Genomic DNA, 21,571 nt, shown 5'->3' with positions numbered 1-21,571 from the left:
CACCCGCATGGTTGAATCAAACCAGGAACGTGTTTCAGATACACTTTGCACTATTTCTGTCAGGACACTCAGCGGTGTCGGTCCCAAGCTGGCGGAGAAGCTTGAGCAACTTCACATATTTAATCTTCAGGATCTGATTTTTCACCTGCCGCTGCGCTATCAGGACCAAACCCGGCTTGTGCCTATTGCACAAGCCAGGCTGGGCCAGGATGTCATGCTGCAGGGTGAGATAATTCGCTCGCAGGTCGCCTTCGGACGAAAGCGCAGCCTGGTTTGCCATATACGCGACAACAGCGGCATCATGACGCTGCGATTTTTCCATTTCAGTAATGCGCAAAAACACAGCTTGCAGCCTGGTGCGAGCATCCGTTGCTTTGGCGAAATTCGCCCCGGGCGCAACGGGGTGGAGATGTTTCACCCGGAATATCAGCTCGTCCGAGACAGTGATGATATCGCTCTCGAAGACCGTTTGACACCGGTCTACCCGACTACGGATGGTTTGCACCAACTTCGCCTTCGCAAACTGGTGACACAAGCGTTGTCATTCATGGATAGCAAGTACTCGCTATCAGAATGGATACCCGAAAGTATACGCAAACCATTACGATACCCCTCATTAGTAGACGCCATTCACTATCTTCATCACCCTCCTGTTGATGCCAGAACCGATGAACTAAAGGAGGGCTTGCACCCTTGTCAGCAACGACTGGCTTTTGAAGAACTGTTAAGTCACCGGCTATGCCTGCGACGCATTCGCTGGCAAAACAGCCAGTTGGCCGCGCCAGACCTGGAGTCCGACAACCCTCTACAACAGGCATTCATTAATCAGCTGCCCTTCGCTCTGACATCGGCTCAAACCAGGGTCTGTGACGAAATTGCCCGGGATATGAACCAGCCTCTACCCATGCTGCGCTTACTGCAGGGGGATGTCGGATCAGGCAAAACCGTAGTGGCGGCACTCGCCGCGCTACAGGCTGCTGGCAGCGGTTATCAAGCAGCGATTATGGCACCCACTGAAATACTGGCTGAACAGCATTATCGAAACTTTTCTCAGTGGTTGTCGCCACTGGGAATTCAGATAAGTTGGCTCAGTGGCAAAATCAAAGGTCGACAGCGAAAGGCTTCAATGGAGTCCATCGCCGATGGCAGTGCAATCATTGCAGTGGGTACTCACGCACTGTTTCAGGATGATGTGCGCTTTAAGCAGTTGGGTCTGATTATAATTGATGAGCAGCACCGGTTCGGCGTGCATCAGCGTCTGGCCTTAAGAGAGAAAGGCAACAATGGTCAGACCCTGCCTCATCAGTTGGTGATGACCGCAACCCCTATCCCACGAACCTTAGCCATGAGCGCCTACGCGGACCTGGAATGCAGCATTATTGATGAGTTACCGCCTGGACGTACACCCGTTAACACAGTGGTTATCGACAATAATCGACGCGATGAGGTTATCCAACGCATCAGCCAGGCTTGCCAGTCAGGCAGCCAGGCATATTGGGTCTGCACCCTGATTGAAGAGTCTGAATCCTTGCAATGCCAGGCAGCCGAAGCTACCTGGCAAGCCATGCAGGAGCAGTTACCAAATTTACGCATCGGACTGGTACACGGTCGCATGAAAGCTGCCGAAAAATCTGATGTCATGGATGCCTTCAAACAAGGGCAGCTGGACCTGCTGGTGGCAACCACGGTTATTGAGGTCGGCGTGGACGTACCTAACGCCAGCCTGATGATCATAGAAAACCCCGAGCGCCTGGGCCTGGCTCAGCTACACCAGTTGCGCGGCCGGGTTGGTCGTGGTGCTAAAGCGAGCCATTGTCTGCTGTTATACCAGGCCCCCCTGTCCAACCTGGGCAAGCAGCGGCTGGGCATTATGCGAGACAGTAATGACGGTTTTTTCATTGCTGAACAGGACCTGCAAATTCGTGGCCCTGGCCAGGTGCTTGGCACGCAGCAAACTGGTCTGATGAGTTTCCGTATCGCCGATCTAAGTCGGGACGCAGCCTTACTGGACCCCGTCAAAACTGTTGCAGAACAAATTGAGACTGAGTATCCCGCTCATATTTCACCATTAATTGAGCGTTGGCTCGGGGTTCGAGAGAACTACGCCAGTGTCTGATTTTCTACTCTGGTTGAGCAAGTATGATATCTGGATGATTTAATTGTCATTTTACCCTCATGTTCACGCCATTCAAGCCGATAACTATCTAGTAGAAATTCGTTTAGAATTTGCCAGGGATAAACTAGAAACATGGATATGCCTACATCACACACACTGAGAAGCGTTCTGCTTTATGATAAGGACGGCCCTTTGCAGTGTCTGATAGCAAGTGAAGACCTACTTGATCTTCAACAACTTAAACAATGCACAGGCCGTCAACTCAAAGTGCTGACCGGTGATAAACTGGTAAAGGCCATTCAGGCGAATAAAATTCGCCCCGTACCACAGTCACAGCAGTGCTATTTACTACCCACCATTATCGACGACACTTTGCTTGATGATGAGAATCAGTGGTGTGACATTAGCGGCCTGGATTTAACACACCTGCGCGACCAGCTTCACCTACAGGATCAGCACGTCAGACACCACCGTATCACTATTTTATCCAGCGATCTGCCCCAGGCAATACCAGCTCCTGAACATGATGAGGCAACCATTACTCAATCCATTCAGAGCCTGACAGGGCAACGTATGCGACAGCGCATAGACGAAACCCTGGAAATTCCACCGCTATCGCCTACCGTGAACAAAATTATGCAGCTACGTGCGGACCCCAATGCCACCAGCACCGAGCTTACACGCGTTGTGGAAAGTGACCCCATCCTCGCTGCGCAGGTAGTCAGCTGGGCATCATCCCCCTTTTACGCCGCCCCCGGGCGGGTGAAATCTGTTCAGGATGCTATTGTTCGTGTCCTGGGCTTTGATGTCGTCAGCAACATGGCAATTGGCCTGGTACTCGGAAGATCTTTACAGGTACCCGAAGAGCATAGCGCGGGTTTCACGCCATACTGGACGCAGGCCATTTACTGTTCGGCAGTGGTCGAGGCATTAACCCGCAAGCTTTCTGGCAAACTGCCCAGTGGCGAGCGGCGACCCAGTAGCGGCATGATCTATCTGGCAGGCTTACTGCACAATTTTGGTTATTTGGTGTTAGCTCACAGTTTTCCACCTCAGTTCGCTACTATTTGCCGGCATGTTGAGGCCAACCCGCTGATCAGCCACGTTGCTATCGAGCAACATCTGACAGGTGTTTGCCGGGAACAGATCGGCGCCTGGTTGATGCAAACCTGGAACATGCCAGATGAAATTGTGATAGCCCTGCGACAGCAGCAAAATCCCGATTACAGTGGTGACCATGCCGTATACGCCAACCTTGTTTATATAGCCATTCGTTTATTGCGCCTGCATGGTATTGGTGACGCACCTCCTGAGGCTGTTCCCGCATCCGTCTATCATCGACTTGGTCTCGATCAGAAGACATGTGAACAGTTGGTCGAAGAACTGGTAAACTCCGATGAACTGCAAATGACGGCAAGCCTGGCGGCTTGATCCGCTGTGTTTCATCAATCAGGGCTTTTACATTCAACATGCAGGCTTTACTCCAGCAATGGCTCGGCAAAGTATCACCCCGAATGGCCGAACGATTACCGGCTTTTATACTGCTAACCCGGCTGAACAGGCCCATTGGCACTTATCTGCTGTTGTGGCCAACCCTGGCAGCGCTCTGGTTTGCTGCGGGCGGCTGGCCTACCTGGTACCTGGTGGTCGTCTTTGCCCTGGGCACCTGGGTCATGCGATCCGCGGGCTGTTGTATCAACGATTACGCCGATGCTGATATCGATGGCGACGTGTTACGCACCAAAGACCGTGCTATCGTCACCGGGCAAGTCTCTCGTAAAGAAGCGCTGCAATGTTTCGCCGTTCTCTGCCTGTTAGCGGCTTCCCTGCTGCTTTTTACCAATGTGTTGACTGCCTTGATGTCCCTTGGCGCCGTGTTGTTAACCGCGATTTACCCTTTCATGAAACGCTACACTCATCTCCCCCAGGTCGTACTGGGCATGGCCTTTTCCTGGGGGATCCTGATGGCATTTACTGCCCAGACCAATGCTCTACCTCCCAGTGCAGCCTGGCTTTTGTATGTTGCTAACTGCTTGTGGACAGTTGCCTATGACACACAATATGCCATGGTTGACCGGGAATATGACCTGAAGATTGGCGTTAAATCCACCGCCATACTGTTTGGTGATGCGGACAAAGCCATGATTGCCATCCTGCACGTCATGTTCCTGCTGGCACTGCTATTAGCCGGACTGCAATTTCAATTGCAATGGCCCTATTACCTGGGCCTGACGGTGGCTGCTCTATTGTTGCTTCGACAACACAAGTTAATTCGCAACCGCGAGCCGGCCCCCTGCTTTGAAGCCTTTCTCAACAATCACTGGGTAGGCCTGGCAATATTCATTGGTGTCGTTCTGGGAACTTGATGACCATCTTGCGGTCAATATTTGTACATTCTCTCTAGAAATGTGATTCCCTCCTAGTATTTAGCAACTCTTATTACCGACCCCAAACTCTGGGGTTCGGTACTTTTATGGACATTTAAAACATTTTATATAAATTTATTCGCATTTTTCGAATAAAGTGCAGCTCGGTTCGTCGACTAGTCAGGAATGTACGTTAGCGAAAGGAACCGAACCATGTTTATCAGAAAATCGTTTGTCACGATTACCGTCTCTTTAATGGTTGTCGTCTCGCTATCTGCTGCAGAGCGACAGCCAGCAGGCCGCGGCGCTTCGCCCGAAGCCCAGCCACAGGAACAGGAACAGGAACAGGAACAGGAACAGGAAAGGGTCACACATCCCTTTGACCGGGAGTGGTTAATAGCACATGCAAAAGAGCTCGCTACCCAGGAATTCTCACTACCGCAACTGGATGAAGACAATCCACTGAACGAGCTTGGTTACGATGAATATCGCCGCATCAATTTTGATCAGGATGCCGCAATCTGGGCCAGACAAGACCGCAATTTCACGCTCGACCTCTTCCACCCCGGTTTCTTGTATACGACACCGGTTAAAGTGAATCTGGTTGTTGGCGGCACGTCACGGCGTGTTCTGTATACCACTGATATTTTCCGTTACGACGAAGAAGTCGCAGATGCCAAGTCCGTTACCGCCGAGGGATATTCCGGTTTCCGAGTCTACCATCCCATCAATGAATCCACGCGCTATGAAGAATTTCTGGTCTTCCAGGGTGCCAGCTATTTTCGCGCTGTCGGCCAGGATCAGTTTTATGGATTATCAGCGCGCGGCCTGGCCATTAACACGGCCCGGCCAGAAGGAGAAGAGTTTCCCTACTTTACAGACTTCTGGATTGAGCGCCCTGCAGAAGGTGCAGAAACGATACGATTGCACGCACTGCTAAACAGCCCTTCAGTCACAGGGGCTTATCAGTTCGATGTGAGCCCTGGCTCTCCAACAGAAGTCGAAGTCACTGCGACATTATTTCCTCGCGAAGAGCTCACGCACTATGGGCTTGGTGCTATGAGCTCAATGTTTCTCTTCGACGCCACCAATCGCAACCGTTTTCAGGATTACCGTACCGCCGTGCATGATTCTGACGGCTTGCAGGTGGTCATGGAGAACGGTGAACAGATCTGGCGCCCGCTTTCCAACCCAAGAGCACTTCAGGTCTCTTCTTTTAAATCTGACGCCATTCGCGGATTTGGACTGATACAGCGTCACCAGTCGTTTAACGATTACAACGATAGCGAAGCAAAATATGAGAAACGCAGTTCGCTGTGGATCGAGCCCATGGATGACTGGGGCCCGGGCCATGTTGAACTGGTAGAGATACCGACATCTCAGGAAGTACATGACAATATTGCCGCATACTGGCAACCCGAGCTGCCTTTACAGCCTGAGGGTGAGTATACCTTCCGTTATCGCATGCACTGGGGAGCACAATCTCCTGTGGCGCTTGATGAAGGCAGAATCGTAGAAACGTCTTTCGGGCGGCATCTCGATACAGAAAACCCATTATTCGTCATTGACTACACCGGAGGAGCAAATATACCCAATGTGATGAGCGATCCGGACGCCGTTACGATTCATGCAGAAACCAGCGAAGGTCATATTGTCAGTGTCAGTGGCAACGTGGTGGAGGCAACCGGCAACTACCGAGCGTATGTGCAATTCGATCCAGATGGTGAAGATCTGAGTGAACTTCGAGTCACTCTTCATATAAATGACAAGCAGTGGGGTGAAACATGGCTGTATCGATGGACGCGCTGAATCATGACATGACGTTGAGCACGCCACCAGAAGCCCATCTTGCTATGCCCGAGCAAGACCTTTCCGCTCAGCCAAATGCCAAGAAAACAACAAACCCTTTTCTTTGCTTTATCGCGAGAATACTAACGTTTGGCGGCACTATTGCTTTAAGTGTTTACGCTGGGTACCAGATGTATCATATTATTTCAATTGCTGAGGTGACGCGTTTACAGTGGGCTTTCCTGACTCTATTTATTATCACCTTTACCTGGATTGCACTGACAGCCTGTAGTGCGATCACCGGGCTGTTATTACCTGCCAATCGCCTGAAATCGAAACCATCGGATATCATAAACACCAGAACCGCACTGGTCATGCCTGTTTACAATGAGGACCCTGCAGCCACCTGTGCCGCCCTGTTTGCCATGGCTGACAGCCTGGCGAAGCGTAATCATGCAGAGCACTTTGAAATATTCATTCTTTCTGACTCTACAGACCCGAAAGTCTGGATCAGGGAAACCGCTGCTGTCGACCTGTTACAACAACAGTTAAGCGGAACCATGCCTGTTTGGTATCGACGTCGTTATGTCAATACAGACAAAAAGTCCGGCAACGTAGCAGATTTCGTGAAGCGCTGGGGTAACCGTTATGACCACATGGTGGTACTGGATGCTGACAGCCTGATTGCAGCTGATACACTAATAACTCTGGTTCGTGAAATGCAGGCAGATAATGATTGCGGACTTATTCAAACACTGCCGGTGCTTTACGCAGGCAAATCGTGGTTTGCCCGTATGCAGCAATTTGCTGGTATGACATATGGTCCTGTTATTGGTAATGCGGTCAGTGCCTGGCAAGGCAATGACGGCAACTATTGGGGACACAACGCCATCATCCGCATCCCGGCTTTCGCGGCATCTGCAGGATTACCTCACCTGCCAGGGACAAGACCTTTTGGCGGCAATATCCAGTCACACGATTTTGTCGAAGCAGCCTTGATGCGTCGGGTCGGTTGGGCCGTTCGGATGTTGCCTGGGTTGCCTGGCTCCTGGGAAGAGAGCCCGCCCACTGTTCTGGATGCAGCAGTCCGTGACAGACGCTGGGCCCAAGGCAATATTCAACACCTGGCTGTCCTGCCGACCAAAGGGCTGCGTTGGCCGAATCGACTACACATGCTGATTGGCGTGATGTCCTACATGGCATCTCCCATCTGGCTGGCGATGATGTTTGTTGGCTTGTTGATCAGCTCGCAGATAGCCAGCCAGCAGTTCGACTACTTTTCTGATGGCGTCCAGCTCTTTCCCAACTGGCCTGTCTTTGATTCTCAACGCATGATTGCCCTTTTTATTGTCACGATGGGGGTGCTGCTATTACCAAAAATAATTGGCTTATTAAGAGGCTTTTTCCTTAAGCCCATCCGTCAGTCGCAAAACCCGGTACAGCTGGTCATCAGTTTTCTTGTGGAGCTGATGTTATCAGTGTTAGTGGCTCCCATATTTATGCTGCTGCATTGCTCTCATATCTGGCAGATTTTTCGCGGCAAAGATTCTGGCTGGTCAGAGCAGCAGAGAAATAATCAAAGTGTACCGTGGAAAACTTTATTACGATTCCACTGGTTGCACACGCTGGCTGGTATTTCGCTGTTTGCGCTACTGTACTGGCTACAGTCTGTTCTGCTGTACTGGTTGATGCCGGTTTACCTGGGCTTGATGATTTCCTTGCCATTGTCAAAATTTCTCTCATCCAACTGGGCCAGTACATTTTTTTGTCGAATGGGGGTATTGCGAACACGCGAAGAAGCCTGCCCTATAGAAGAGATTACGACACGAAACAAAGCTGAAGCTGAGATCCGCCTGTCGATTGATACGCTGACATTCGATCAGTTGTTGGCAACCCCTGAGCGTTTGCTGGCTCATCAGCGCATGACGGTCATCAAACCGATCCTGCGTCGCGGCTATCCCGACATGACGCTTGCTGCTGCCAGTATGAAAATTGAGCAGGCCAACACACTGGATGAAGCATATAGCTGGATGACAAAGACTGAGTTGCAGGCCGCGCTAAGCGATAACGCACTACTATCCCAGTTAAGCAACCTTTATCATAAAGGCGTGCGACGAACACCGGTTGTTACTCTGGGAACCTGCGAACTTATGGATTGATCAATCAAGATCCATTATTGTCGCTACCTGGATTTTTCAGTTCCGTAGCGACACAATTCCTGCCATTGGCTTTCGCGTCGTAAAGCGCTTCGTCTGCTCTTTTCAGTAACGTATCAATATCATCTTCCCCGGATCTGGAAGAGACACCAATACTGACCGTAATACCCTGGTTGGGAAATCTTTCTTCTGCTATGGCCTGTCGTACACGCTCCGCCATAACACGACTTTCCTCCAGTGTTGACCCAGGCATAATTACAGAAAATTCCTCACCGCCAAAACGGATCACAGTATCCTGTTCCCGAACACAACGCCTCAGCACATTACCCAGCTTTTTCAGCACAAGATCACCTTCCAGATGACCGTATGTATCATTATATTTTTTAAAATGATCCACATCGATCATGGCTATGCCGAGCGGTTTGTAACGTCGACTACTGAGTACTTCATTAATTGCCAGGTGAAATGCGCGACGGTTTCCCAGACCCGTCAACGGGTCTGTCTGATTTTCCTGCTTTAGAACTTTATTTGCTTTAGTGAGCTGATTTTGTAGTTTCATCAACTCTTTATTTTGATCTTTTGAGGTGCGTAGTAAACCGGTGACCTTACGCTGAGCTTCATGCAGATCTGATATATCAATTATTTGTGAAATAAAGTTTTTCATCGATTGGTATTTATTTCTAACCACTGAAACGGAAAGTAATACATGAACAATATGCCCTTTCTTGTGGAAGTAGCGTTTTTCCATCTGATAATGTTCTCTTTTACCTTCGACAACTTCATTCAGAAGGATCAAATCATTATCTAGATCTTCAGGGTGGGTGATATCCTGAAATGTTAATTTCATTAATTCACTTTCAGCATAACCTATCATGCCACATAAGGTTCGGTTGACCTGAAGCCAGGTGCCATTTGTTGCCACCAATGCCATACCAATACCGGCATGAATAAAATTATTGCGGAAAGCTTCTTCACTTTGCCATAGCGCTTCCTCGCGACGCTTCTGTTCTGTGACATCCTGGATGGTGCCGTACAACCTTCGGCACTCCCCCTGTATAATCTCAGGAAACCCGATTAGCCTGACCCAGCGCTGTGACTCGTTATCTTTGCCAATAACAACCTCTTCATCACAGGATTTTCTGGTTTTCACTATGTCATCAAAGATTTTTTTATCTGTCGGCTGCTTGTCTGATCCGGTGTAACATCAAGCACATCACTGATTGGGACTTGCTGGTTTCTGGTCAGGCCCAGCAGCTCCTGTGTGATGTCACTGAATTCGGAGAGCATGCTACGCAGATCAACTTGCCAGTAACCGATATTGGCAATTCGATTGCTGGTTTCCTGCAAGGACTGGACTGTCATCATGTCCGTGACATTGCTGTGCCAGCACAGCAGTTCGGACGGCTCACCCCGGGATGAACTCAACACCAGCAACTGACATTTCATCCACACCGACACCCCTTCTGGTGACAGAAAGTGTATGACTTCATTGAAAGCCTGTTCTGGATTCTGACAACACGCCTCTAATAGTGACTTTATTTCCACAGTCTGGTTCGGACTAATCATCGATAACCAGGTATCTATAATTGACCCTGGAAAAGAAGAAGGTGCAGGACAACCAATCGATCGCCAGAAAGCATCACTGATCCAGCTTTGCTTGGAGTCGCTCAGGTTTTCATACCAAAAACCGTCCGGGCATTGTTGCCCCATATTCACCAGAAAATCGTTTCCCTGGTTTTCATGTCGGTTCACTGCGGTCATCTGTGATACTCCCTTTGCTGACAACTTACTCCACCACAGGCTGTCAGTATTGCCAGACCACTCTAATAAAACTCTATTTACCATATTAGTGCAGTGAATACTGCATGGAAATGTCATTTCTTGCGCTGGCGCAAGGATGTAAGGCGATGGAGGGAGCTTTTATTTTCTATGAAATGCAAAAAACCGACTGTCGCGCATGCGCAGCAGTCGGTTTTTCAGTTACCAGGAAAGAGAAAGAGAAGCGTTAGAAAAACGCCTGAATCCCTGTTTGAGCGCGACCCAGGATAAGAGCATGAATATCCTGTGTGCCCTCATAAGTGTTGACCACTTCCAGGTTTTGCATATGACGCATGACCGGATACTCATCTGATATACCATTGCCGCCCAGCATGTCACGAGCATTACGGGCCACATCCAGTGCTTTCAGACAGGAGTTGCGTTTCAACAATGAAATCAGAGGAATACCGAGTTTGCCTTCGTCTTTCAGACGAGTTGCCTGCAAACAGCCCAGCAGTGCCAGAGAGATCTCGGTTTGCATGTCGGCCAGTTTTTTCTGAATCAGCTGATTGGCAGCAAGTGGGCGATTAAACTGTTTGCGGTCGAGCACATATTCCCGGGCGGTGTGCCAGCAGGTTTCTGCCGCACCAATAGCTCCCCAGGCGATGCCCAGCCTTGCTGAATTCAGACAGCTGAACGGCCCTTTCAAACCTTTGACATGCGGCAACATGTTTTCCTCGGGCACAAAGACTTCATCCATAACGATTTCGCCGGTAATTGAAGCTCTCAGCGCCAGCTTACCCTCAATCTTGGGGGCTGACAGACCTTTCATGCCTTTCTCAAGAATAAAGCCACGAATCTCGCCTTCATCATCTTTCGCCCAGACAATAAATACATCGGCAAATGGTGAGTTACTGATCCAGTTCTTGGCGCCACTCAGGCTGTAACCCCCATCGACACTGCGAGCACGCGTGATCATGCTGCCTGGGTCAGAGCCGTGATCCGGCTCTGTCAGGCCGAAACAGCCGATATATTCGCCCGAAGCCAGTTTGGGGAGGTATTTCTGTTTCTGCTCTTCGCTGCCAAACGCGTGAATCGGATGCATCACCAGGCTGGACTGCACACTGAACATGGAGCGATAACCGGAATCGACGGCTTCCACTTCACGGGCAATCAAGCCATAGCTGACATAATTGGTACCCGTACATCCATAGCCATCCAGGGCCGGACCCAGCAGACCGAGCTCGCCCATTTCCCGAAATATCTCGGGATCCGTCTGCTCTTTCTGGTAAGCCTCGCGAACACGCGGCAGCAGTTTTTCCTGGGCATACTGGTGCGCTGTATCCCGGATCATTCGCTCTTCTTCGGTTAACAGCCCTTCCATCAAAAAAGGGTCTTTCCAGTCAAAGGCAGCATTTTCTGACTTGGCATTATTCGTTTCGGACATCGTCAGCTCCTGATGTTAAGGCTCCATATAAATATCGAGCGAAGGTTCAGTATTTTATCAGCAAGGCATGCTAAGCAAAAGTCGGAGTGTCCTGTCGTCTCAGACATACAACGAATTATGTCGGACAAGCCCCTCGTTTGCATTTTATCCCAGCAAAACCTGCGCCTGGCCTGCTAGAATACTTCGCCATGGACGTATCATACTTATTAGACTCTCTGAATACCGAACAGCGGGAAGCGGTTTCCGCCCCTCCAGGCCATGCACTGATTCTGGCGGGTGCCGGCAGCGGTAAGACCCGTGTGCTGGTTCACCGTATTGCCTGGCTGATGCAGGTGGAATCCGTTTCCCCCTTTGCCATACTGGCTGTGACCTTCACCAATAAAGCTGCACGGGAAATGCGCAGCCGTATTGACGAGCTGCTGGAGCAACCTGCGGGTGGCATGTGGGTCGGCACATTTCATGGCCTGGCACATCGATTATTGCGCATGCACTGGCGTGAAGCCAATCTGCCGGAAAATTTTCAGATCATGGACAGTGATGATCAGCTTCGCCTGATCAAACGCCTGTGTAAAAGTCTCGGTGTCAGCGATGACAAGTGGCCTCCCAAACAGGTTCAATGGTATATCAACGGCCAGAAAGACGAAGGTCTGAGAGCCAATCATATCGAGCACTTTGGCGACGAATACACTCGCACCATGCTGACTGTCTATACGGCCTATGAAGAGGCCTGTCAGCGTGGTGGCATGGTCGACTTTGCCGAAATACTGCTGCGGGCACATGAGCTTTGGCTGAACCATCCAGGGTTACTGGCTCATTATCAGCGCCGCTTCCAGCATATCCTGGTCGATGAGTTTCAGGATACCAACGCAGTGCAATACGCCTGGCTGCGCCTGCTGGCCAGCAATGGCAGCCACTTGATGGTCGTCGGTGATGATGACCAGTCCATTTATGGTTGGCGCGGCGCCCGTATTGAGAACATTCAGCAATTCAGTACCGACTTTCCCGGCGCACATACCATTCGCCTGGAACAAAATTACCGCTCTACCGGCACCATTCTTAAGGCAGCTAACCACCTGATCGCCAACAACCAGGGGCGACTGGGCAAAGAACTGTGGACTGACGGACAGGATGGCGAAGCCATCTCGTTGTATGAAGCGTTTAACGAACAGGATGAAGCCAGGTTTATTGCCGACCGTCTGCAGGATTGGCTCAACACCGGCCACCAGCTTTCAGATGCTGCCATTCTGTATCGCTCCAATGCGCAATCACGCGAAATGGAAGAAGCGCTGTTACGCATTTCCCTACCCTACCGTATATACGGGGGTTTACGGTTCTATGATCGGTTAGAGATCAGAAATGCCCTCGCGTATCTGAGACTGATCATTAACCGACATGATGACACGGCTATGGAGCGGGTTATTAATGTACCTACCCGGGGGATCGGTAATAAAACACTGGATACTCTCCGTGCCTTTGCCCGGGAGCAGTCCTGTTCGCTCTGGCAGGCTTGCCAGCAAAGCATTGAACTTAACCTGTTACCACCTCGTGCACGCTCTGCCATCGAAGGGTTTATGCGGCTGATACATGGCATGGAGCAGGACAGTGCTGACCAGGAGCTTGGCGACACCGTCAATCTGGTGATTCAGCGCAGCGGGCTGATTGCCCACCACGAAAAAGAAGGTGCTGAAAAAGCGCAGGCACGTCTGGAAAACCTGAATGAATTGATCTCAGCGACGCAAAGCTTTGCTGAAGAGTGGCAGGATCAGGATGACCCCTTTGAGGAAGATGCTCAGTCCGATACTGAGCGCGCCATTTTATCCACCTTCCTTGATCAGGCTGCACTGGATGCCGGTGAGTCGCAAGCCCCTGAAAGCGACGACGCTGTCCAGATGATGACACTGCACAGTGCCAAAGGTCTGGAGTTTCCACTGGTGTTCATGGTCGGGATGGAAGAAGGTCTCTTTCCCCACAAAATGTCGATGGATAGCATTAACGGAGTCGAAGAAGAACGACGCCTTTGCTATGTCGGCATCACACGAGCCATGCAAAAACTGTATTTAAGCAGTGCTGAATCCCGGCGCTTGCATGGCGATGTCAATATCTGCCGCCCTTCCCGCTTTATTCGCGAATTGCCCGGCACACTGATTGAGCCTGTGCGACTCAAATCAGAAATACGCCGGGCAATTTCAACCGGACGCCCGGCTTCAAGCATTAGCCGGGGCACTGACATCCCGGACACAGGTATCAGCCTGGGTCAGCGAGTCAGGCACGGTAAATTCGGCGAAGGCGTTGTTCTCAATTATGAAGGCAGTGGCAGCCATGCCCGGGTTCAGGTCAATTTTGATGATGCCGGCAGTAAATGGCTGGTTTTATCCTATGCCCGGCTGGAGGCAGTGTGAATTTCAGCTGGGACAGCAGGCCGCATTTGTCAGAGCCTGAACTCAGTGAATCCGCCGACAGGCTTGCCAGCCCGCCAGCGAATCTATATAAGTGAAAGTACAATAAAAAATAACCGTGGAGAACGCCATGTCATTTCTGACTGCGCTTGGCATTATTGTCTTTATCGCCCTGCTATTTACACTATACAAACTTAAAAAGCCCGATACTTCACTATCCAGGCAAGTCTTCACAGCTCTGGTTATGGGTGTCGTGTTTGGTTTTGCCCTGCAGTTACTGCACGGTGGCGACATAGAATCCATCCGGCCCACACTGGTATGGACGGACCTGCCAGGCGATATTTATGTCTCGCTACTTAGAATGATCATCATGCCACTGGTTCTGGTTACCATGATCGCGGCCGTGGTGAAATTGCAGGATGCCGCTTCATTGGGAAAAATCGGTGGTTCGGTGATTGCCATCCTGGTGTTCATGACCATGATTGCTGCCGTTGTAGGTATTTTTGTTACCAACCTGTTTGGTCTCTCTGCTGAAGGCATGGTGGGTGGTGAGCGCGAAATAGCACGTGCTGCTGTGCTGGAATCACGGCAACCCACAGTAGCCGGTTTGAGCCTGGCGGAAGTGATAGTCCGATTTATCCCCCGCAATATCTTTGCTGACCTGACCGAAGCCCGCGACACCTCGATCATTGCGGTGGTGATTTTCGGTATGCTGTTTGGCCTGGCTGGCCTGCTGGTCTGCCGCGAAAAACCCGAACTGGCTGAAAGCATTCGCAAAGGGACTGAAACCATTCAGGCGATCGTCATGCGCCTGGTAAAAATTGTCATGAGCCTGACGCCATATGGCATTTTGTCCCTGATGACCTACGTCGTCGCCGGCTCGAACGGTTCCGATATTCTTAACCTGATTGGCTTTGTCATTGCCTCTTATGTGGGCCTGGCCATCATGTTCGGCGTGCATGGGTTGCTGCTCAGCCTGTCCGGCAACAGCCCGATGGAGTTCTATCGCAAGATATGGCCGGTTCTGACCTTTGCATTCGCGACTCGCAGCTCGGCAGCCACAATTCCACTGAATATCCGCACGCAAATTGACAAGCTCAATGTACCCCCTTCCATTGCCAGCCTGTCGGCATCCTTCGGGGCTACAATCGGACAAAATGGCTGTGCCGGGCTCTACCCCACCATGCTCGCTGTAATGACAGCACCCACCGTTGGTATTAACCCGATGGACCCCGGGTTCCTGCTGACCCTGATTGGTATTGTGACGATCAGCTCATTCGGTGTCGCTGGCGTGGGAGGTGGAGCCACCTTTGCAGCACTGATTGTACTGCCAGCCATGGGTTTACCTGTCGAATTGGCAGCACTGCTGATTTCCATCGAGCCATTGATCGACATGGGGCGAACCGCACTGAATGTCAGCGGTGCCATGACCAGTGGCAAGATTACCAGCAAACTGCTTGGCAACCAGATCGAAAGCGAAGAGAAACCGGCCCAACCTGTCACCTAGAGGAAAGTAGGCTGTCTGTTTTGCCGGACGCGATTGACTCTGTCCGGCAAAACACAATGCCCAGCCTTTATCCCATCAAGAATGGATCATTCCCTGGACTGAATCCGACGGGTTCGGCCATTCTCGTCAATGGCAACAAAGACAAATAGCCCCTCTGCCACTTTGCGTTGCTGGTGGGTCAGTGAATTTGAGATCCAGACCTCAATATTAATTTGCATGGAGCTACGACCGATCTCTACTACCTCGGCGTAACAGCTCACCACTGACCCGACACTGACGGGAGCCAGAAAATGCACATTCTTAATGGAAACGGTGGCTGAGCGCCCCCGGGTCACTTGTTTAGTGGCAATACCCGCAGCCAGGTCCATTTGTGATACCAGCCATCCACCAAAAATATCACCATTGGCATTAGTATCTTTGGGCATAGCGAGTGTCTGCAATGCCAGTTCACCTGCGGGCAAAGGGTCAGTATGCTCATCAATCAGAGCCATCAATAACTCCTGTTCTCATTTCTCATTATTGTTAATGGTAGCGAAACCAGTTCATTGCTAATTGTAACGAAATTATCACCAAAGCAAGACAAATACCGATCACAATCCAGGCCAATACTTGCATTAACCACCGGCCCATTTTCGCCTTGGTGTGATGCCACCATCCCTCTGGTTCGCCATTTACCTGTGCGGGTTGACGAAAAAGCACCGTGATAGACATGGCCATCAACAGCCACATTGTCAGTACGATGCCGGGTATCAGCCATTGGTCCTGCATCGCCACTGGCGCAGCAGCCAGCAACCAGGCAGTACCAGTCAGCGCAAGCAGAAAGCAGAGCTGTATCAGGCTTTTGATTCGGGACATAACAGAGGCAATCTTTTCCAGCAGTACCAGCATAGCTTTTCACGCGTTACAATAGAGCGACAAATTGAATACAGCGATGCAAAAATGGATGAACCGCAACAAATTCCTTTAATTGCCGGCTATAACCGCAATGACGAAGCCGTCGTGGAAAAAGTCAACGTACAAACGGACGCCCAGGGTGAACAGCAGTTTCGCTTGACCAAATCACCGGTGTTTGTGCCGGGGCTTGCCGCTGATGACTTAATCCGTTTTCCGGCGGAAACACCGAATGGTTTCGAACTTGTCACGCATGGCGGTAATTTAAGCATTCGTGTATTTGGCAAGCATAACACAGCCCGAATCAATGAGTTACTGACACCTGAAATCGAATTGATTCAGGGCCGTTTAGATGTCAGCAGCCCAGGCGTGCTGGTTTATACCATTCATGTCTCCATTGGTTTTCGCCGAATCGAAGATACCCTGGATGCTGTGCTGAAACAGTTTCCAGACAGCATCTGGTACTATGGGAATGTCTATGACCCAGAGGATGGCTCACCACTGAACTGGTGGGAATCATTGGCCAGCGCTGACTGATTGCATATTCCAAGAGGCTTTACATGATATTGCTTATTTCTCCGGCCAAGTCGCTGGATTACGAAACCCCTGTGCCTGTGCGAAAACATACCCAGGGCGAATTCCTCGAGGACGCCAAGGCATTGATGTCAACATTGAGGAAACTGAATCCGGAACAGCTTTCTTCGCTGATGCATATCAGTGAAAAACTTGCCGACCTGAATTTTCAGCGCAACCTCAACTGGCAACTACCGTTCACCAGTGACAATGCCCGACAGGCTATCTTTGCTTTCACCGGTGATGTCTATCAAGGACTGGAGGCTTATTCTCTGGACAGTAAAGACCTGACCTTTGCCCAGAAACACCTTCGTATCCTGTCCGGTCTGTATGGGATATTGCGACCGCTTGATTTAATTCAGCCCTACCGCCTGGAAATGGGTTCTGCCCTCAAGCATGGTTCGAATAATTCGCTTTATGAATACTGGGGCACTCGCCTGGCCCAGCACATTAATCAGGAGCTGGATAGCCAGCGTAGTAGCGCAGTCATTAACCTGGCGTCTAATGAATACTTTAAAGCGGTCGATAAAAAGACATTGAAGCACCCGGTCATTTCCCCCGTTTTTAAAGATTATAAAAACGGAAAATACAAGATCATCAGTTTCTTCGCCAAGAAAGCAAGAGGCTATATGGCAGCATGGGTCATCCGGAACCGTGTAGATAACCCTGACCAAATTATCGACTTTGATGTGGCGGGCTATCGCTATGCTGCTTCTGAATCGTCTCCTGACGCACCAGTTTTTTTACGAAAAGAAGCTTAACCGACGACTATGAAACTTCGTATCCTGCTATGTGATGATGCCAGCTTTATTCGCGACTTGACCAAGCGAACGTTGCGCAAGTTTCTGCCCCAAAGTGAAATCATGGAGGCAGGAGATGGCAGGCGTGCCCAAACTCTGATCAGCCGGCAATCATTTGATCTGGTTATCAGTGATTGGGAAATGCCTCACATGAGCGGGGAGGATCTGGTTCGCTGGATTCGCAATGAAAGCGAGCACAAAGAACTACCCTTTTTGATGGTAAGCAGCCTGGGTGATAAATCGCATATTGTTAAAGCAGTCGATGCTGGCGTCAGTGATTACCTGGGCAAACCCTTTTCGCCCGAAGACCTGATGCACAAGGTTACAAAGTTACTGAGAAAGTCCGGCAAACTGACTGCTGGTCAGTCTGACTCAGGGATGTCTTCAAGAGGATCAGGCGGACCTTTCAGTTCTGTCGACATCCTGTCCGGAAAACGCTCTTCTCAGTCAGCAGGTCAAGCTGACGCAAGCCCATTATTAAGCGGCAACGCCAATACTGCAAACGAACGAGGCAGCAAAGCTGCCGGTACAGCAATTGCAAAAATTTCTGACCACTCGGTTAAATGCATGATCAAATCCATTACTCTTCAGGACTTGGTGCTCATTACCAAGCGATCAGACTATATCCCCGAACTTTTCTCAAGCGCTTCATTGACAATATCTTTATCGCAAGGCAGTGCGCTAGCAATACAGGATATCCCAGCTTATCTACACGCAATTTCTGCTGTAGAAAAGAACGAGAAATCCGGATTTATACAACTGGTTTTTCGCTTCCGTGAATTACCTGCCAATGCAACTGAAAGCATCAGTGAGTGGCTGAGTCGTCAACGCCGCTAGCTCTTAATTTTACCATCTGGACAAAAACGTTTAGTGATCTTTCTTATACGGCAACAGTGTTTCTGCTTCCTGTGCATAAGTGGAAACATGGTCTTTTTCTTCATAACAAAATGATGCGATGGCTTCTGCAAAACCGGAGTGAGCTATCTGGTGAAATGATTTTGTAATTACCGGATAAAAACCTCGTTTTAATTTATGCTCACCTTGTGCGCCGGCATCAAATACCGTGATGTTATTGTTAATACAATAATCGATACCCTGGTAATAACAGGTTTCAAAATGCAAGTTCATATAGTCCGCATCACATCCCCAATACCTGCCGTACAACGTATCTTCACCTGTAAAGAAAATAGCACCTGCCACCAGCGTTTGATCCAGTTCCGCAAAGACAAGGAAAAATGAATCAGGAATGCCTTCCTGTATCAAGGTGAAAAATGATGGAGTTAAATACCCCTGCATACCTCGTATCATGTAGGTTGATTGATAGAAGCGGTAAAAGTGCTGCCATAATTCTGGCGTCATATCCTTGCCTGCTACTGTGTGGAACGTAAAACCCTGTGCTTGCACATCCCGCCGCTCTTTGCGCAGGTTCTTCCTTTTCCTTGAACTTAGTACAGCCAGGAAGTCATCGAATGAGTTGTAGCCAGCGTTATGCCAACGATACTGACAGGCATTTCTTTCAATAAGGGGTTGCTTGCTGAGGGCAGAAACTACGCTGTCATCCGGAAAAAGAACATGCCAGCCACTGATTCTTTCAGCATCTGATATTTCTGAAATCTTGTTCAGCAGTAGCGTCAATATTTCTTTTGGGTCTACACCGGGTTGAAGAAGCCACCTGGGTCCGGCAACCGGCGTAAAGGGAATCGCTGTCACCAGCTTAGGGTAATAAGGAAATCCGTGTCGCTGGTATGCATCCGCCCAGGCCCAGTCAAACACATATTCACCGTAAGAATGGGACTTCTCATACATCGGTAAAAACGCCAGCAGCGTAGCTCCATCTTTAACCAGCAAGTGCCGGGGTTTCCACCCGGTACTGGCAGAAACAGAGTGACTGTCTTCAAGTGCCTGTAAAAAACCGCGCTGTAAAAACGGATATGGCGTTGGTGCTAACGTTTGCCAAAGTGCCTCCGGAATTTCCGAGATGGCATTTACTTCCTCTACGATGGGCATCTGACTACCTGGGGAACCTCTAATAGTCTGGATTACTGAAACGGGGGATGGCGTCTGATCCTGCCTTCCTGATATATTGCACTTTGCAGTGTAACAGGAAGTGTGAAGTGGATGCGCAAAATCTGATTAGTCGAATCCGGGATCAAAAAGACAGCCTTCGGAAATCTGAACGCAAAGTTGCTGACTTTGTCATAGAAAATGTCGCCGGTGTATTAACCATGCGAATCGTCGATGTCGCGACACAGGCTCAGGTTAGTGAGCCCACGGTGGTTCGGTTTTGTCGTGCACTTGGTTTTGATGGATTTCAGTCTTTCAAGTTGCAACTAGCCCAGCACCTCGGTGCCAGCAGCAGCTATTCACAGTTTTCTGTTGATGACGCCGATACAATAGCTGATGTCTGCCATAAAGTGTTCGATTCTACGATAGGCTCACTGATCACTGTTCGTGATGAGCTGGATCCCCGGGCGCTGGAACAGGCGATTGTCGCCATCAACCAGGCAAAACGGGTCGAATTTTACGGGTTTGGTGCCTCTGGTTCCGTCGCCTCGGATGCTCAGCACAAGTTTTTCCGGCTGCAGTTATCCAGTGCTGCTTATACTGATCCGCACATTCAGCACATGTCAGCTATTTCCCTCAGCCCTCAGGATGTCCTGGTTGCCATTTCTCAGTCAGGTCGCACCAAAGCTCTGATTCAAAGCGTAGAGTTAGCTCTGGAGGCAGGTGCAACCGTTATTGGCCTGGCACCACAGGACACGCCACTCAGCAAGCTGTGCAGCATCCAGATCGATGTCAATATGGAAGAAGACCTGCAGGTATTTACGCCAGTGTCATCGCGAATTGCCCACCTGCTGGTCATTGATGTGCTGGCTATGGGGGTAGCCCGCCTGCGTAAGGATCAACTGAAGGATTACCTGAAACGAATGAACAAGAGCCTGAAATCCTTGCGCACCCAGAAACCTGGCGGTTCAGACTTTTAAAATATCGCGACTAACTGGCGCCCTATCGATACCAGGTTGCCTGATTCATCCCAGATCTCCATTTCCTGGCTGGAATAGCCATTGCCTGCCTGACGACTGAATGAGCGCAGCAAAAACCAGCCATTGGCACTGACTGGTGCAATAAAATCCAATGACCAGTTAACCGAACTGATAGGTGCCGGCGTGGTATAGGCTGTAAAAGCAGCTGGCGGCAAACAGTCCGCCAGCCCGAGCAACGCGACTTCGGGATGAACCTGATCAGCATCCCGGTGCCTTGCCCAGGCTAGTAACTCCGGATTTACCGCACCGGACAGAGGTAATGATCCACCTGCAGGGCGAATGTCGAAATGGCGAGCAAAATCCGGCATAAGTTTTTGCCCTTGTTCTGGTATAGCAGGACATTCAGTCGGAGATTTGACATCAGGCTGGTGATGGAAGGCATGGTGTATCTGGCTATCTCTATCTCTGGCAAAAACAAAAGATGAACGCGCGGCCAGGGTATCGCCGCTGAAACAATCCACATTCATGGTAACAACAGACTTGCCCTTTCTTAACTCTACTGGCTGAAAAGTCATTACTTCTATGGCCGGCGCTATAAACGACACTTGTGCAGATCTTAACGGAGGCAGTTGCGCTGACTCCGATTGATGAGCTGCAGCGAGTGTCAAAGCTGCAGTCAATCCACCATATGCCGTACGCCCCTGGCGCCAGGTCTCAGGCAATAAATAACCCTTGCCAATATCCAGCGAATCTATCGCAGCACGAAATGTCATAACGCCAACCTTTATA

Annotated in this window: 18 protein-coding genes; 11 read left to right on the top strand and 7 right to left on the bottom strand. The window is 50.1% G+C overall.

Features of this window, described 5'->3' with window-relative positions; translation table 11 throughout:
* Nucleotides 1-7: 7 nt before the first annotated feature.
* The 5 genes from recG (at nucleotide 8) to mdoH (ending at nucleotide 8,429) form a co-directional block, all read left to right on the top strand.
* Nucleotides 8-2,116 (top strand): ATP-dependent DNA helicase RecG, encoded by a 2,109-nt coding sequence (gene recG, locus PSCS_RS09795; RefSeq protein WP_068811934.1) that lies wholly within the window; start codon nucleotides 8-10, stop codon nucleotides 2,114-2,116.
* 138 nt (nucleotides 2,117-2,254) lie between these two features.
* Nucleotides 2,255-3,547, top strand: coding sequence for an HDOD domain-containing protein (locus tag PSCS_RS09790; RefSeq protein ID WP_157885687.1), 1,293 nt, complete (start codon nucleotides 2,255-2,257; stop codon nucleotides 3,545-3,547).
* Between the two features lie 38 nt (nucleotides 3,548-3,585).
* Nucleotides 3,586-4,482: a 4-hydroxybenzoate octaprenyltransferase gene (gene ubiA, locus PSCS_RS09785; protein WP_068811932.1), complete on the top strand. Its 897-nt coding sequence runs from the start codon at nucleotides 3,586-3,588 to the stop codon at nucleotides 4,480-4,482.
* A gap of 213 nt (nucleotides 4,483-4,695) precedes the next feature.
* Nucleotides 4,696-6,291 (top strand): glucan biosynthesis protein, encoded by a 1,596-nt coding sequence (locus PSCS_RS09780; protein WP_157885686.1) that lies wholly within the window; start codon nucleotides 4,696-4,698, stop codon nucleotides 6,289-6,291.
* The gene (gene mdoH / locus PSCS_RS09775) at nucleotides 6,267-8,429 is read left to right on the top strand and encodes a glucans biosynthesis glucosyltransferase MdoH (protein WP_082866585.1); all 2,163 of its coding nucleotides are present in this window, start codon (nucleotides 6,267-6,269) and stop codon (nucleotides 8,427-8,429) included. Before PSCS_RS09780 ends, mdoH begins: the two co-directional genes overlap by 25 nt.
* A gap of 4 nt (nucleotides 8,430-8,433) precedes the next feature.
* Here the strand turns inward: mdoH and PSCS_RS09770 are convergent, their stop codons facing one another.
* From PSCS_RS09770 to PSCS_RS09760, 3 genes are all read right to left on the bottom strand, one after another.
* The gene (locus PSCS_RS09770) at nucleotides 8,434-9,576 is read right to left on the bottom strand and encodes a sensor domain-containing diguanylate cyclase (protein ID WP_068811930.1); all 1,143 of its coding nucleotides are present in this window, start codon (nucleotides 9,574-9,576) and stop codon (nucleotides 8,434-8,436) included.
* Nucleotides 9,576-10,187, bottom strand: coding sequence for a hypothetical protein (locus tag PSCS_RS09765; protein ID WP_068811929.1), 612 nt, complete (start codon nucleotides 10,185-10,187; stop codon nucleotides 9,576-9,578). The genes PSCS_RS09770 and PSCS_RS09765 overlap by 1 nt, the downstream gene beginning before the upstream one ends.
* Nucleotides 10,188-10,431: 244 nt before the next feature.
* Complete coding sequence (locus tag PSCS_RS09760) at nucleotides 10,432-11,631, bottom strand: acyl-CoA dehydrogenase (RefSeq protein WP_068811928.1); 1,200 nt, start codon at nucleotides 11,629-11,631, stop codon at nucleotides 10,432-10,434.
* Between the two features lie 188 nt (nucleotides 11,632-11,819).
* On the opposite strand from PSCS_RS09760, the gene uvrD reads away from it, so the two are divergent.
* On the top strand, nucleotides 11,820-14,030 hold the full coding sequence (gene uvrD, locus PSCS_RS09755) for a DNA helicase II (RefSeq protein ID WP_068811927.1): 2,211 nt from the start codon (nucleotides 11,820-11,822) through the stop codon (nucleotides 14,028-14,030).
* A gap of 127 nt (nucleotides 14,031-14,157) precedes the next feature.
* Nucleotides 14,158-15,534, top strand: coding sequence for an L-cystine transporter (locus PSCS_RS09750; protein ID WP_068811926.1), 1,377 nt, complete (start codon nucleotides 14,158-14,160; stop codon nucleotides 15,532-15,534).
* 86 nt (nucleotides 15,535-15,620) lie between these two features.
* Here PSCS_RS09750 and PSCS_RS09745 read toward each other — a convergent pair whose 3' ends face one another.
* Nucleotides 15,621-16,025 carry an acyl-CoA thioesterase gene (locus PSCS_RS09745; protein WP_068811925.1) on the bottom strand — a complete coding sequence of 135 codons (405 nt, stop codon included), beginning with the start codon at nucleotides 16,023-16,025 and terminating at the stop codon, nucleotides 15,621-15,623.
* A 31-nt stretch (nucleotides 16,026-16,056) separates the two neighbouring features.
* Complete coding sequence (locus PSCS_RS15905) at nucleotides 16,057-16,389, bottom strand: hypothetical protein (RefSeq protein ID WP_157885685.1); 333 nt, start codon at nucleotides 16,387-16,389, stop codon at nucleotides 16,057-16,059.
* 84 nt (nucleotides 16,390-16,473) lie between these two features.
* Between PSCS_RS15905 and PSCS_RS15900 the strand changes: the two genes are divergently transcribed.
* Genes PSCS_RS15900 through PSCS_RS09725 form a run of 3 tightly spaced genes read left to right on the top strand, consistent with a single transcriptional unit; the run spans nucleotide 16,474 to nucleotide 18,635 of the window.
* Complete coding sequence (locus PSCS_RS15900; RefSeq protein ID WP_068811923.1) at nucleotides 16,474-16,962, top strand: DUF4265 domain-containing protein; 489 nt, start codon at nucleotides 16,474-16,476, stop codon at nucleotides 16,960-16,962.
* Nucleotides 16,963-16,985: 23 nt separating this feature from the next.
* On the top strand, nucleotides 16,986-17,759 hold the full coding sequence (gene yaaA, locus PSCS_RS09730) for a peroxide stress protein YaaA (protein ID WP_068811922.1): 774 nt from the start codon (nucleotides 16,986-16,988) through the stop codon (nucleotides 17,757-17,759).
* A 9-nt stretch (nucleotides 17,760-17,768) separates the two neighbouring features.
* On the top strand, nucleotides 17,769-18,635 hold the full coding sequence (locus PSCS_RS09725) for a response regulator (protein WP_068811921.1): 867 nt from the start codon (nucleotides 17,769-17,771) through the stop codon (nucleotides 18,633-18,635).
* A gap of 30 nt (nucleotides 18,636-18,665) precedes the next feature.
* Here the strand turns inward: PSCS_RS09725 and PSCS_RS09720 are convergent, their stop codons facing one another.
* Complete coding sequence (locus tag PSCS_RS09720) at nucleotides 18,666-19,805, bottom strand: GNAT family N-acetyltransferase (RefSeq protein WP_068811920.1); 1,140 nt, start codon at nucleotides 19,803-19,805, stop codon at nucleotides 18,666-18,668.
* Between the two features lie 107 nt (nucleotides 19,806-19,912).
* On the opposite strand from PSCS_RS09720, the gene PSCS_RS09715 reads away from it, so the two are divergent.
* A complete protein-coding gene (locus PSCS_RS09715; protein WP_068811919.1) occupies nucleotides 19,913-20,782 on the top strand; it encodes an SIS domain-containing protein in 870 nt (289 codons plus the stop codon).
* On the opposite strand, the gene PSCS_RS09710 is transcribed toward PSCS_RS09715, so the two are convergent.
* A complete protein-coding gene (locus tag PSCS_RS09710; RefSeq protein WP_068811918.1) occupies nucleotides 20,779-21,555 on the bottom strand; it encodes an acyl-CoA thioesterase in 777 nt (258 codons plus the stop codon). The genes PSCS_RS09715 and PSCS_RS09710 overlap by 4 nt on opposite strands.
* Nucleotides 21,556-21,571: the final 16 nt, after the last annotated feature.

Source organism: Pseudohongiella nitratireducens (assembly GCF_001642735.1).
Classification (GTDB): Bacteria; Pseudomonadota; Gammaproteobacteria; order Pseudomonadales; family Pseudohongiellaceae; genus Pseudohongiella; species Pseudohongiella nitratireducens.
This window is presented reverse-complemented; position numbering and strand designations above follow the sequence as displayed.